Genomic DNA, 13,288 nt, shown 5'->3' with positions numbered 1-13,288 from the left:
TGGTCTGTATCACGCATTCTATACCAATCAACCAACTTTTCTTTCTCTGGTAATTTGAACGCCAGAGGTACAGCTTTGTCTTGATACCAGAAAGCCGCCGAAGAGAATTTAAAGGGCCGGGTCTGCTCCGGTTTACGGGGATTTATAAAATCACAATAAATCTCTGGAAAAGACGAATAAAAAGGGACAAATGTCTTCGTAATGCCTGTCAATAAGGCGTTTGCGAAGACAAATGAGGACAGGCGAAAAATCGAGGTAACGTAAAGGAAAGCGGATTTATGAAGAAGAACGGTCTCCAAATCATTACCCGCCGAATGGTGATTTTTAACACACCGTGTTGTATTTGGCAGCTTGTGGCACAGGTTGGCATATCAAGGTCTAACTCGTTGAGTAATAACTTTGCAAACAAAAAACGAGTATGGCAAGAAGCACATTCAAGGTTCTGTTCTACGTGAACGGCAGCAAGGAGAAAAACGGTATTGTCCCCATCATGGGACGAGTGACAATCAACGGGACTGTGGCGCAGTTCAGTTGTAAGCAGAACATCCCGAAAACGCTTTGGGACGTGAAAGGAAACAAGGCGAAAGGCAAGAGCCGCGAGGCACGAGACATCAACCTTGCCCTTGACAACATCAAGGCGCAAATCATCAAACATTACCAGCGCATTTCAGACCGCGAGGCATTTGTTACGGCTGAGATGGTGCGCAACGCCTATCAGGGAATCGGCAGCGAGTATGAGACGCTGCTAAAAGCATTCGACCGTGAGAACGAAGTGTTCAAGAAACGGGTAGGCAAAGACAGGGTAATGGCTACCTATCGGGCACGTGTACGGGCAAGAAACCATGTAGCCGCCTTTATCAAGTCGTTTTACAGACGCAGCGATATGTCCATGTTGGAACTTACTCCCGATTTCATCAAGGAGTTCGCCGCATACCTCTCGACTGAAGCCGGATTGCGGAACGGTTCGATATGGGCAAACTGTATGTGGCTGAAAGGCGTGGTCATGAAAGCGCATTATAACGGGTTGATACCGCGCAATCCTTTCATCCAGTTTCATATCAGCCCCAATGTGAAAGAACGGGAATATCTGACGGAGGATGAACTGAAAGCGGTCATGACACATGAGTTTGCAGACAGCAAGCTCGCATACATCCGTGACATTTTCATCTTTGCCAGTTTCACCGCCTTGTCATTCGTGGACATTCAGGAACTGACGAATGACAACATCGTGGAGGTGAACGGCGAGAAGTGGATATTGTCCAAACGCCACAAGACAAAAGTCGCCTTCCAAGTGAAGCTGCTGGATATACCCTTGCAGATAGTCGAACGCTACCGACCGATGCAGAAAGACAATCGTATATTCCCCGGCTTGAACTATTGGTCTATCTGCAAACCGTTGAAACGGATGATAAGGGAATGTGGCATAACCAAGTCAATATCATTTCATTGCAGTCGTCATGGCTTCGCAACATTAGCTTTGAGCAAGGGGATGCCCATTGAAAGCGTAAGCCGTGTGTTGGGACATACGAATATAGTCACGACCCAACTCTACGCAAAGATAACCACGCAGAAGCTCGACAACGACCTGACCATGTTCGGCGACAAACTGAGTAAGACGTTTAACGGAATAACGATGTCATGAGTATGAGAAGAAACAGCATAACAGTGAATGAATCCGGCAATATCATCATGCCGGAGAATGTCTCAAACATTTGGATGAGCGAGCCGGAATTGGTGGAACTGTTCGGAGTAATTGCTCCGACACTTCGTTCTGCCATCAGAAACATCTATAACAGTGGAGCATTAAAAGAATACGAGGTACAGAAGTATGTTCGGCAGGAGAACGGGTATCATGCCGATGTGTTCAGCTTTCCGATGATAGTCGCACTTGCTTTCCGCATTGACAGCTTCGGTGCGGAACAGGTGCGCAATGCCATATTTAAAAGGCTGTACTTGCGAAAAGAGAAAACAAATATCTTCTTTTCGCTGGGTATAAATGGTTGGGATATGTCTAATTATCAGGCATAAGTTCTAATGATATGACGACATGAAGTAGTGAGACCTATGCGTATTCCCATTGCCAACAATGTATTTATACGAGTATGTGAATAGGTGTATTGCCATTCATACGTACGATTACGACAAACCCGAAGAAAAATCCATTAGAATGGCATTTCTTCGGGCTTTTGTTGTATGTCATAAAGCCAAATCCAAGAAAATCTTACGTGAGGTATGCGTGAGTTGTTAATCCGTTCTGCGCTAATTGCCGAGTTTTGCACTGATTAAACAAAAAAATGAAGTGCTAATGAAACAAGGCAACTTTGAAAATGAGGAGTTTATCCGTGTGGGTACTACCCTCTACAAGTTAGTGAACCAGCCCCGTCTGAACGGAGGCTATGTGAAGAAGCGCATCGTGTGGAACAACGAAACACTGCGGCAGGACTACGGCAAGGACTATCTCGCCACCGTGCCGAAGTACGACGGCTTCTGCACCGTCCCCGACCATGTGGACTACCGTCCCGTGGTGGACAAGTTCCTGAACCTCTACGAGCCGATAGGACACCGTCCGCAACAAGGCGAGTTTCCCTGTATCCGGTCATTGGTGCGCCATATCTTCGGTGAACAGTATGAATTGGGCATGGACTATCTTCAATTGCTCTACCTGCAACCCGTGCAGAAACTGCCTATCCTGCTGTTGGTATCAGAAGAACGCAACACGGGCAAGAGTACATTCCTGAACTTCCTGAAAGCTGTGTTTCAAAACAATGTCACTTTCAATACCAACGAGGACTTCCGCAGCCAGTTCAATTCCGACTGGGCAGGAAAACTGCTCATCGTGGTGGACGAGGTATTGCTCAACCGCAGGGAGGACAGCGAGCGGTTGAAGAACCTCAGCACCACACTTTCCTACAAGGTGGAAGCCAAAGGCAAAGACCGTGACGAGATAGCGTTCTTTGCCAAGTTCGTGCTATGCTCCAACAACGAGTATCTGCCTGTTATCATTGATGCAGGTGAAACACGCTATTGGGTGCGCAAGATAGACCGTCTGCAATCCGATGACACAGACTTCCTGCAAAAGCTGAAAGCTGAGATACCTGCCTTTCTGTATTACCTGCAATACAGACAACTTTCCACCGAAAAGGAAAGCCGTATGTGGTTTGCGCCCTCTTTGCTGCATACCGAAGCCTTGCAGAAGATTATCCGCAGCAACCGCAACCGATTGGAGATAGAGATGTGCGAACTTATCCTTGACATTATGGAAAGTGTCGGCACGGACACATTCTCGTTCTGCCACAACGACATTCTTCTTTTGCTGGTACATTCGCAGGTAAAGGTGGAGAAGCACCAAGTCAGAAAGGTATTGCAGGAATGTTGGAAACTTACTCCTGCCTCTAACGGGCTTACATATACCACTTACCAATTCAATTACAATCGGGAGTGCCGATATGAGCCGATAAAAAGAGTCGGTCGTTTCTACACCGTCACAAGGGAACAACTTGAATCCCTGTAATACTATTCTTTTTTTGTTGAATTGATGAATAATGATATAACCATACTGATAATAAACAGCATACACTCTCAACAAATTCTCAACAATCGAAAAGAAAAGTTGAGAGGGAAACAGCATCAGTTTGTTGGATTCTCTATTTGTGAGTGGTTTGTTGAGAAGATGTTGAGAATATAAAGCATTAACGTATAGGACAATACATATCTCATTCATCAAATCAACGTTTTTACAGTCATCATCAAATCCATAGAAATTATATCATGAACATCCAAGAAGCAAAACAAATCAAAATTGCGGACTATCTGCAAAGTTTGGGTTATTCGCCCGTAAAGCAACAGGGAAACTGCCTGTGGTATAAATCCCCGTTCCGTCAGGAAACGGAAGCCTCGTTCAAGGTGAACACCGACCGCAACCTGTGGTTCGATTATGGACTGGGAAGAGGTGGTAACATCATCGCACTTGCAGGGGTACTGTACGCATCCGACCATGTGCCTTATCTGCTTGGCAAGATAGCGGAACAGGCACCACACATCCGTCCCATATCTTTCTCTTTTCGCCAGCAGGCATCCGAACCGAGTTTCCAACATTTGGAGGTGGGCGAACTCACCCATCCGGCATTGCTCCGATACTTGCAGGAACGGGGCATAAACATCGCTTTGGCAAAGGCGCAATGTAAAGAGCTCCACTTCACCCATAACGGCAAGCCCTATTTCGCCATCGGTTTTCCGAATGTGGCGGGAGGATTTGAAGTGCGTAACCGTTTTTTCAAAGGCTGTGTCGCACCCAAAGACATCAGCCATATTCGGCAACAGGGAGAAGCGAGAGAGAAATGCCTTGTATTCGAGGGCATGATGGACTATCTTTCATTCCTCACGTTGCGGAAGAGGAACTGCTCGAACTTGCCCGACCTTGACAGGCAGGATTACGTCATCCTCAATTCGACCGCCAATGTTTCCAAAGCTATAGATGTGCTGCACGGGTATGGACGTATCCACTGCATGCTCGACAATGACGAGGCGGGAAGAAAGGCGTATCGGGAATTGGAAAGGAAGTTCGCCGGACGCATCCGCGACTTCTCCGACAACTACAAAGGGCATAAAGACCTGAACGATTACCTGCGTGGAATCCGGCAGAAATTAGCCGTTAGTCCACCGCCAAGAACTATCGTAAAACCCAAGAAGAAAGGGTTGGGATTATGACATCCCGAATGAGAAAAACGGGAGATGCCCGAAACTCATTCCTTAAGGATTGGGAGGTAGCAAGTTTGTGTTTCGGGTGTACCGAAACCGCTTGCCACCCACCATCCAAATTGCAGGAGGTGGCATCCCGTCGGTCTATACAGTTGAATCAGTAACCGAATTAAAAGGAATAAAATATGGAACAGACAAAGGAACACAAGGAACGCAACAAGGGAGGTCGCCCCAAGAAGGAAGCAACCGAGAAACTGAAATACCGTATCGCAGTGAAAATGACGGCAGCCGACTACTTCCGCCTGCTGACACGATCGCATGAGGCGGGCGTATCACCAAGCGAGTACATGAGGGAATGTTTCCGTAACGGTCATGTGAAAGAACGGCTGTCGGAGGAACATGCCGGATACATCCGCCAACTCTGCGGCATGGCTAACAATCTCAACCAGCTTGCGCGTAAGGCAAACGCCGGAGGCTTCCACGATGAACGGTGGGACTGCAAGGTGGCAGTGGCAAGGATTCATGAACTTATAACCAAGATAGGGATATGATGGCGAAAATCGTAAAAGGAAGCGACTTCAAGGGTGCGGTGGATTACATCATCGACAAGAAGAAGGATACGCAGATAGTAGCAAGCGAAGGCTTGTTTATGGAAAATCTGGAAACTATCGCCATGAGTTTCAATGCCCAGTCACGGATGAACGATAAGGTGACAAAACCTGTCGGACATATCGCGTTGAGTTTTTCCAAAGAGGATGAGTTACGGCTGACGAACCGTATCATGGCAGGCATCGCGCTTGAATATATGAAACGGATGGGAATCAAGAATACGCAGTTCTTCATCGCCCAGCATTTCGACAAGGAGCATCCGCACGTGCATATTGCTTTCAACCGCATAGACAACAACGGCAATACCATATCGGACAGGCACGAGCGTCTGCGCAGTACCCGCATCTGCAAGGAATTGACCTTGAAATACGGCTTGCATATGGCTGGCGGAAAGGACAATGTCAAACGCAACCGCCTGAAAGAGCCAGACAGGACGAAATATGCGCTTTACGACATCATCAAAATGGAAGTCGGCAGATGCGGCAACTGGAACGTGCTTATCGCCAACCTGAAACGGCAGGGAGTGGAAGTACATTTCAAGCATAAGGGGCAGACCAGCGAGGTGCAGGGTGTTGTATTCTCCATGAATGGCTACCATTTCAACGGCTCCAAAGTGGACAGGCGTTTCAGTTATTCCAAGATTGACGCGGCTTTGCAGCACAACAGATGCAGGGAACGTATGGGAATAACAGCCGGAATATATGAAACGGCTACACCAAGCGCACCGTCCGGCACGGCACAAAGCGAGTTGTTCAACGGCTCTTGGGGATTGCTAAAAAGCAGTGGCTCATCTTATAACGCTGCTGATGCGGAAGCCAATCAGGAAATGGTGGATATACTTCGCAGAAGGAAGAAAGTTAAGCGCAAGAGAGGTGTTGGGTTCTAATATTCTGTACTAATCCAATTCTCACGACACTTGCGCTCTATATTCATTCGGAGTGTAACCTACCTCTTTCTTGAACAGTCGGGTAAAATGTTGCGGGTACTGAAAACCGAGATTATAGGCGATTTCATTAACGGTGTCGTCTGTAGATGCAAGTTCCGTCTTGGCTATTTCAATAGACTTGTCATGAATGAAATGCAGGGCGGTTGAACCTGTTTCTTTTTTCAATAAATCACTGAAATAGTTGGGCGAGAGGCAGAGCTTGTCTGCACAATACTGTACAGTGGGCAAGCCTATCCGTTTAGCAGCCCCATCATGGAAGTATTCGTCAAGCAACCGCTCAAATCTTGCGAGGATGTCTCGGTTTTGGTTGTCGCGTGTGATGAACTGACGGTCATAGAAACGTGTGCAGTAATCAAGGAACGTCTTGATGCTGTCTGTGATGAGGTTCTTGCTGTGACGGTGTATCGGATGGTTCAATTCATATTGAATCTTGTGGAAGCAATCCATGATGATTTGCCGTTCTTCCACACTAAGGTGCAATGCCTCGTTTGTCTCGTAGGAAAAGAACGAATATTCACGCATTATCCGCCCGAGAGGTGTATTCCGCAGCAGGTCGGGATGGAACATAAGCAGGTAGCCATCTGGTTGGAACTGCATGCCGTCATCTTCCGCACCGAACACCTGTCCGGGCGCGATAAATATCAGTGTGCATAATTATTCCTAAGTCTGTGAAACCGGAACGCATGAAGCAGAATCTCGACATATTAGACTTCACCCTGTCGGCCGACGACATGGCACGGATAAAGACGCTGGATACCGACAAGCCTTTCTTACTCGGCTCGCACGAAGATCCAGAAATCGTAAAATGGTTCATGCAGTACAAAAACGCCTGAACATCAACAACCATATTTCGATAGCCGCTATCGACTATATTAAGAAGTTATTCGTATATGCCTTTATTGTAATCCGTCATGTACTGAGTAAATGTTTTGCCTGTTTGCTGTTTGAAGAAGCGCATGAGATGGCTCGGATCAGAGAAATTGAAATCATCCGCCATTTCACTGACAGTGCGGTTGGAGAATAGCAATTCGTTCTTCAGTTCCTCAAGCAGACGTTGTTTTATCAAATGGGTAGCTGATACTCCGAATTGGGCTTTTACTGAGTTATTGAGTGTGATGCGACTGACATGAAGCATGTCTGCATATTCCTGCACCCGCTGGTGGGTGCGGATATTCTGTTCCAACAAGTCCTTGAACCGAAAAGCGAAATTGTTTTTAGCAATTTCAGCGGGCAAGCAATAGGCGGCAGCGTATGTACGATTGATAATCAGCAAAAGATAATATAGTAAGGAAACAATGATATTGTACGTATCGGACACTGGATTCATCAGCTCATACTTAATCTTTCCGAGCAGCCGCATATATTCCTTCATTTCGTCATGTGTGGCATTGATGTAAGGCGGCGTATCTGTCTGGTAACAATACAAAAGGCGAAAAACGAAGAACTTGTCGGCGATAAAAGTACGCATGAAATCTTCGCGGAATATAAGGAACGTGTAATCCAACGCCGTCTCATCTACATGCCACTCTTGTTGCTGATGGGGTGAAAGCAGGAGAACCATGCCGTCGCGCAGTTCAATCTTGCGGAAGTTCAGTAGCAAATATCCGTTTGCCTTACGGAAAAAGTAGAAGCTGAAGAAGTCTGTCTTAAACCGCTTGTTTTCTGTCAGCACAAGTCCGATGTCCTTGTTTATGGCAGTATTGATGTAAAAATCCACGCCGCAGCGTGTCTTGTTGAACGGTACGCTGACCAGTCGATCAGGGTTGATTATCTCGTCCATATCCTTGTCGTTTTTGCAAAGATAATAATTTCATTTATCAAAATGGCATAATTACCGTTTTTTCAGGCATAGATGTTTCGCCGGATTCTTCCGAACTTTGCACCCGTAATCAATAACAAGACATATAGTCATGAAAAAGACATCTACAGTACAATTGGTGCGCAATGCCACCTTGAAAATCAGGTATGCGGGACACACCATGCTAATTGACCCCGTTTTAGCCGACAAAGGCACTTTGATATCGGCCCTCGGTGTGAATAAAACACCGAGGGTACACCTCACCATTCCTATTCAGGATATTATCGGAGGCGTGGACATGGTGCTCCTGACCCACAATCACATCGACCATTACGAGCCGAGTGTCCCCACACATTTGCCCAAAGAAATTCCTTTCTACGTTCAGCCCCAGGACGCGGACGCCATCAGAAACGACGGATTTACAAATGTGATACCCATCGAAGAAATAAAAACAATAGACGGCATATCCATTTACCGCACGACCGGACATCATGGTTTCGGGCAGATCGGGCAGATGATGGGACCTGTATCAGGTTATGTGCTAAAAGCCGAGGGCTTCCCGACCGTTTATATAATGGGTGACTGCCGATGGGAAGCATGTATCCGAGACACCGTGGAACGGTTCAATCCTGACTATATCGTGGTAAACTCCGGAGGTGCAATCTTTCCCGAATTTTCCAAAACGGACGGTCCTATCATCCCCGACGAGAACGAAGTGATGCAGATACTTGACGAATTGCCTTCGCATATCAAGCTGATAGCCGTACACATGGATGCCATCGACCATTGCCAGACCACCCGTGCAATTCTGCGCAATGAGGCAACGCATCACGAAGCCGACATGAGCCGGCTGATTATCCCGGAGGACGGAGAAACAGTTGTGTTATGAGTGTCTGCATTAAATCCCTGATAAAAAACATGAACATAGTGGTAGGGTGCACTATAGGATGCCCTTACTGCTATGCCCGTAACAACTGCCGCCGTTTCCACATTACCGACGACTTTTCCGTGCCTGAATACATGGAACGAAAACTGCGCATCATCGATACGTCCCGTCCTCATGTGTGGCTCATGACAGGAATGAGCGATTTCTCCGATTGGAAGCCTGAATGGAACGCAGAAATTTTCGAGCGGATCAGCAGCAATCCCCAGCACGCCTATATCTTTCTGACGAAGCGCCCTGACAAAATCAGTTTCTCCTCTGACGACGAGAACGTATGGATGGGCGTGACCGTTACGCGCAGTTCCGAGAAAAGGAGGATTGATGATTTGAAAAAGAATATCAAAGCACGACACTACCATGTCACGTTTGAACCTCTCTTCGATGATATCGGCGAGATTGATTTCGAGGGAATTGACTGGATTGTCATAGGCACAGAGACCGGAAACCGAAAAGGAAAGTCATATTCGCGCCCCGAATGGGTGCTTAGCATTGCAGAACAGGCAAAGGCTCATGGCATACCGGTGTTCATGAAAGAGGATTTGCTGCCGATTATGGGCGACGAAAGAATGATTCAGGAATTGCCGGAACAATTTACCAGACGAATACAATGAATATGGATACAATAAAGGAAATAGATGTAAAGAGTGTAATGACCAAATCCTCTCTGCCGGTGGGAGGATATTCGGTCAACCCTTATGTAGGGTGTCCCCACGCCTGCAGGTATTGCTACGCATCGTTCATGAAACGGTTCACCGGGCACACCGAGCCGTGGGGTACGTTTTTAGATGTAAAAAACTGGAAGCCGATAACGAATCCTCATAAATACGACGGTGAACGTGTTGTAATAGGGTCTGTGACGGACGGTTACAATCCGTATGAAGAAGAATTCCACCGTACCCGAAGGCTGCTCGAAGAGCTGCGAGGAAGCGATGCCGAGATTATGATATGCACAAAGTCCGATCTTGTCCTTCGCGATCTCGACCTGTTGAAGAGTTTTCCCAAAGTGACTGTGTCATGGTCTGTCAATACGCTCGACGAGCAGTTCTGCGCAGATATGGACAACGCCGTAAGCATTGAACGCCGTCTGAAAGCGATGCGTCAGACATACGAGGCAGGTATCCGCACCGTATGCTTCGTCTCGCCCATATTCCCCAGAATAACAGACGTAAAGGCAATAATAGAGGAGGTAAAAGATTATGCTGATTTAATCTGGCTTGAAAACCTGAATTTACGCGGGCAGTTCAAAGGCGGGATAATGACGTATATCCGTGAGAAGTATCCTGACCTCATACCGCTTTACGAGGAAATTTACAATAAAAAAAGGCTTGAATACTGGCAGGCATTGGAGCAGGACATTTCAAATTACGCCAAGGAGCAGGGCTTCCCGTATCGTATAAACGATCTGCCATACGGACGCTCGGAAAAAGGCAAACCTGTCATCGTAAACTACTTCTACCACGAAAAAATACGATTGACAAAATGAGGCTATGCCGGACTGATGCAGAAAAGTTGTAGCGCGGATAAAAGCACCATGTATGTGGATAATATCCGGCAATCTTCCGAGCGTATGCGGGAGATGCTCAACACGCTGCTGGATTTCTTCCGTCTGGACAACGGCAAGGAGCAACCCAACCTTTCCCCTTGCAGGATTTCCGCAATCACGCATATTCTTGAAACGGAGTTCATGCCCATTGCCATGAACAAGGGGCTGACTTTGATAGTGGAGAGCCACACCGATGCGGTGGTTTTGACCGACAAGGAACGTATCCTGCAAATCGGCAACAACTTGTTGTCAAACGCCATCAAGTTCACGGATAACGGTAGTGTATCATTGGCAGCGGATTATGATAACGGTTTGCTGAAACTTATCGTTGAAGATACCGGTACGGGCATGACCGAAGATGAGCAACAACGAGTATTCGGTGCATTTGAACGTCTTTCAAATGCCGCCGCAAAAGACGGCTTCGGATTAGGATTGTCCATCGTGCAGCGTATTGTGGCGATGCTCGGTGGAACTATACGCTTGGAAAGCGAGAAAGGCAAAGGGAGCCGCTTCACGGTGGAAATTCCCATGCAGACAGCCGAGGAACTGCCGGAACAGACAATTCAAGCGCAAATGCGCCATAATCATATCTGCCATGATGTGATTGCCATCGACAATGACGAGGTACTTCTCCTTATGTTGAAAGAAATGTATGCCCATGAAGGGATGCACTGCGATACCTGTACCAATGTTTCGGTACTGATGGAGCTGATACGAAAAAAGGAATACAGCCTGCTTCTGACGGATCTGAATATGCCTGAGATAAGCGGTTTTGAACTGCTGGAACTGTTGCGCTCATCCAATGTAGGCAACTCGAAGAGTATTCCCATAGTCGTGACAACCGCTTCGGGCAGTTGCAGCAAGGAGGAACTTATAGGGCGTGGATTTGCCGGATGCCTGTTCAAGCCGTTCTCCATATCCGAACTGATGGAGATTACGGATAAATGCGCATTAAGCAGCATATTGGATGAAAAGCCGGATTTTTCCACTCTGCTATCTTATGGCAATGAATCCGTCATGCTGGACAAACTGATAGCGGAAACCGAAAAGGAAATGCAGGCGGTCAAGGATGCAGAACAGCGTAAAGACCTCCAAGAACTGGACACACTTACACACCATCTGCGAAGTTCATGGCAGATTCTCCGTGCCGACCAGCCATTGAGGGAACTTTACGCCCAACTTCATGGAAGTGCCACTCCAGATGACGAAGCGATATGCAAAGCGGTGACCGGCTGTGCTGGATAAAGGTGCTGAAATTATCCGGCAGGCAAAAGAAGAAAGGAAAAATACGAAAATGGATAAAACAAGAATCATCGTGGTGGAGGACAATATCGTGTATTGCGAGTTTGTCTGCAACCTGCTGGCACGGGAAGGATTCCGTACCGTGCAGGCTTACCACCTCTCGACCGCGAAGAAACTTCTGCAACAAGCCTCAGACGGGGACATCGTGGTTTCTGACCTACGACTACCCGACGGTGACGGCATCGACCTATTACGATGGATGCGCAAGGAAGGCATGACACAACCGTTAATCATCATGACCAACTATGCCGAAGTGCATACGGCAGTCGAAAGTATGAAACTCGGCTCGCTGGACTATATCCCCAAGCAGCTTGTGGAGGATAAACTTATGCCTCTGCTTCATACCATCCTGAAAGAACGGAGTATCGGACGAAATCGTATGCCCGTTTTTGCCCGTGACAGTTCCGCCTTTCAGAAAATCATGCAACAGATAAGATTAGTTGCCCCTACTGATATGAGCGTGCTGATATTCGGAGAGAACGGCACGGGCAAGGAGCATATCGCCCACCATCTGCATGATAAGAGCAAAAGGGCAGGGAAACCGTTTGTGCCTGTGGACTGCGGTTCACTCTCCAAAGACCTTGCGCCCTCGGCATTCTTCGGACATGTCAAAGGCGCGTTTACGGGTGCGGACAGCACAAAGAAAGGATACTTCAATGAGGCAGAGGGTGGCACATTGTTCTTGGATGAGGTAGGCAATCTCGCATTGGAAACCCAGCAGATGTTACTCCGTGCCATACAGGAACGGAGATACCGCCCTATAGGTGACAAGACGGACAAGAGCTTCAATGTCCGCATCATCGCCGCCACCAACGAGGATCTGGAGAAAGCGGTCATTGAAAAACGTTTCCGACAGGATTTGCTGTACCGTTTGCACGACTTCGAGATAACTGTTCCGCCCTTGCGTGACTGTCAGGAGGACATCATGCCGTTGGCGGAGTTCTTCCGTGAGATTGCCAACAATGAATTGGAATGTAGCGTGACTGGGTTCGATGCGGAAGCCCGTAAGACATTGCTGACCCATCCGTGGCCGGGTAATGTCCGTGAGCTTCGGCAGAAGATAATGGGCGCGGTGTTGCAGGCACAGACGGGAGTTGTCATGAAAGAGCATCTGGAACTTGCCGTAACGAAACCGACCTCACCTGTCAGCTTCGCCTTGCGAAACGATGCGGAGGACAAGGAACGCATCTTACGCGCGTTGAAGCAGGCAAACGGAAACCGCAAGGTTGCCGCCGAATTGCTCGGAATCGGACGTACAACGCTGTATAGCAAGTTGGAAGAGTATGGATTAAAGTATAAATTTCAGCAATCATAGCCCGCAACTTGCCGAAAATAGAAGTAACGGTTAAACCGGATTATTCAGCGAGGATAAAAAACGTCCTGTGATAAAAATCATGGGACATTTTGATGTGTATCCGATTTTTATTGCTACTTTTGTACCAAGACGAG

General features: G+C 47.4%; 13 protein-coding genes and 1 pseudogene. 12 read left to right on the top strand and 2 right to left on the bottom strand.

Annotation, left to right across the window (positions count from 1 at the left end; all coding sequences use genetic code 11):
- The first annotated feature begins 418 nt into the window (after nt 1-418).
- The 6 genes from DXD65_RS05180 (at nt 419) to DXD65_RS05155 (ending at nt 6,193) form a co-directional block, all read left to right on the top strand.
- Nucleotides 419-1,642, top strand: coding sequence for a site-specific integrase (locus tag DXD65_RS05180; protein WP_005775881.1), 1,224 nt, complete (start codon nt 419-421; stop codon nt 1,640-1,642).
- The gene (locus DXD65_RS05175) at nt 1,639-2,028 is read left to right on the top strand and encodes a hypothetical protein (RefSeq protein ID WP_004328110.1); all 390 of its coding nucleotides are present in this window, start codon (nt 1,639-1,641) and stop codon (nt 2,026-2,028) included. The genes DXD65_RS05180 and DXD65_RS05175 overlap by 4 nt, the downstream gene beginning before the upstream one ends.
- A 277-nt stretch (nt 2,029-2,305) precedes the next feature.
- On the top strand, nt 2,306-3,511 hold the full coding sequence (locus tag DXD65_RS05170; protein WP_004328112.1) for a primase-helicase family protein: 1,206 nt from the start codon (nt 2,306-2,308) through the stop codon (nt 3,509-3,511).
- A gap of 257 nt (nt 3,512-3,768) precedes the next feature.
- Nucleotides 3,769-4,707, top strand: coding sequence for a toprim domain-containing protein (locus DXD65_RS05165; RefSeq protein WP_005775883.1), 939 nt, complete (start codon nt 3,769-3,771; stop codon nt 4,705-4,707).
- A gap of 176 nt (nt 4,708-4,883) precedes the next feature.
- A complete protein-coding gene (locus DXD65_RS05160; protein WP_004329306.1) occupies nt 4,884-5,249 on the top strand; it encodes a MobC family plasmid mobilization relaxosome protein in 366 nt (121 codons plus the stop codon).
- Entirely contained in the window at nt 5,246-6,193 is a 948-nt protein-coding gene (locus DXD65_RS05155) for a relaxase/mobilization nuclease domain-containing protein (RefSeq protein WP_117817625.1), read from the top strand. The genes DXD65_RS05160 and DXD65_RS05155 overlap by 4 nt, the downstream gene beginning before the upstream one ends.
- Nucleotides 6,194-6,214: 21 nt before the next feature.
- Here the strand turns inward: DXD65_RS05155 and DXD65_RS05150 are convergent, their stop codons facing one another.
- Nucleotides 6,215-6,874: a helix-turn-helix domain-containing protein gene (locus DXD65_RS05150; protein ID WP_004329304.1), complete on the bottom strand. Its 660-nt coding sequence runs from the start codon at nt 6,872-6,874 to the stop codon at nt 6,215-6,217.
- 62 nt (nt 6,875-6,936) lie between these two features.
- On the opposite strand from DXD65_RS05150, the gene DXD65_RS21105 reads away from it, so the two are divergent.
- On the top strand, nt 6,937-7,086 hold the full coding sequence (locus DXD65_RS21105) for a hypothetical protein (RefSeq protein WP_004329303.1): 150 nt from the start codon (nt 6,937-6,939) through the stop codon (nt 7,084-7,086).
- Between the two features lie 47 nt (nt 7,087-7,133).
- On the opposite strand, the gene DXD65_RS05145 is transcribed toward DXD65_RS21105, so the two are convergent.
- On the bottom strand, nt 7,134-8,033 hold the full coding sequence (locus DXD65_RS05145) for a helix-turn-helix domain-containing protein (RefSeq protein ID WP_004329302.1): 900 nt from the start codon (nt 8,031-8,033) through the stop codon (nt 7,134-7,136).
- 130 nt (nt 8,034-8,163) lie between these two features.
- On the opposite strand from DXD65_RS05145, the gene DXD65_RS05140 reads away from it, so the two are divergent.
- The 5 genes and pseudogenes from DXD65_RS05140 to DXD65_RS05120 all read left to right on the top strand — a co-directional run bounded on the left by DXD65_RS05140 (nt 8,164) and on the right by DXD65_RS05120 (nt 13,154).
- Nucleotides 8,164-8,940: an MBL fold metallo-hydrolase gene (locus tag DXD65_RS05140; protein WP_004329300.1), complete on the top strand. Its 777-nt coding sequence runs from the start codon at nt 8,164-8,166 to the stop codon at nt 8,938-8,940.
- Nucleotides 8,937-9,605: a radical SAM mobile pair protein A gene (locus DXD65_RS05135; protein WP_004329299.1), complete on the top strand. Its 669-nt coding sequence runs from the start codon at nt 8,937-8,939 to the stop codon at nt 9,603-9,605. Before DXD65_RS05140 ends, DXD65_RS05135 begins: the two co-directional genes overlap by 4 nt.
- Complete coding sequence (locus DXD65_RS05130; RefSeq protein ID WP_004329298.1) at nt 9,602-10,477, top strand: radical SAM mobile pair protein B; 876 nt, start codon at nt 9,602-9,604, stop codon at nt 10,475-10,477. The genes DXD65_RS05135 and DXD65_RS05130 overlap by 4 nt, the downstream gene beginning before the upstream one ends.
- Nucleotides 10,478-11,839, top strand: a pseudogene (locus DXD65_RS05125) (hybrid sensor histidine kinase/response regulator); the annotation flags it as partial.
- A complete protein-coding gene (locus DXD65_RS05120) occupies nt 11,832-13,154 on the top strand; it encodes a sigma-54-dependent transcriptional regulator (protein WP_005775887.1) in 1,323 nt (440 codons plus the stop codon). The pseudogene DXD65_RS05125 and the gene DXD65_RS05120, both read left to right, overlap by 8 nt.
- The last annotated feature ends 134 nt before the right edge of the window (nt 13,155-13,288 follow it).

The organism is Bacteroides sp. 4_1_36, from assembly GCF_003466325.1.
Taxonomy (GTDB): domain Bacteria; phylum Bacteroidota; class Bacteroidia; order Bacteroidales; family Bacteroidaceae; genus Bacteroides; species Bacteroides uniformis.
This window is presented reverse-complemented; position numbering and strand designations above follow the sequence as displayed.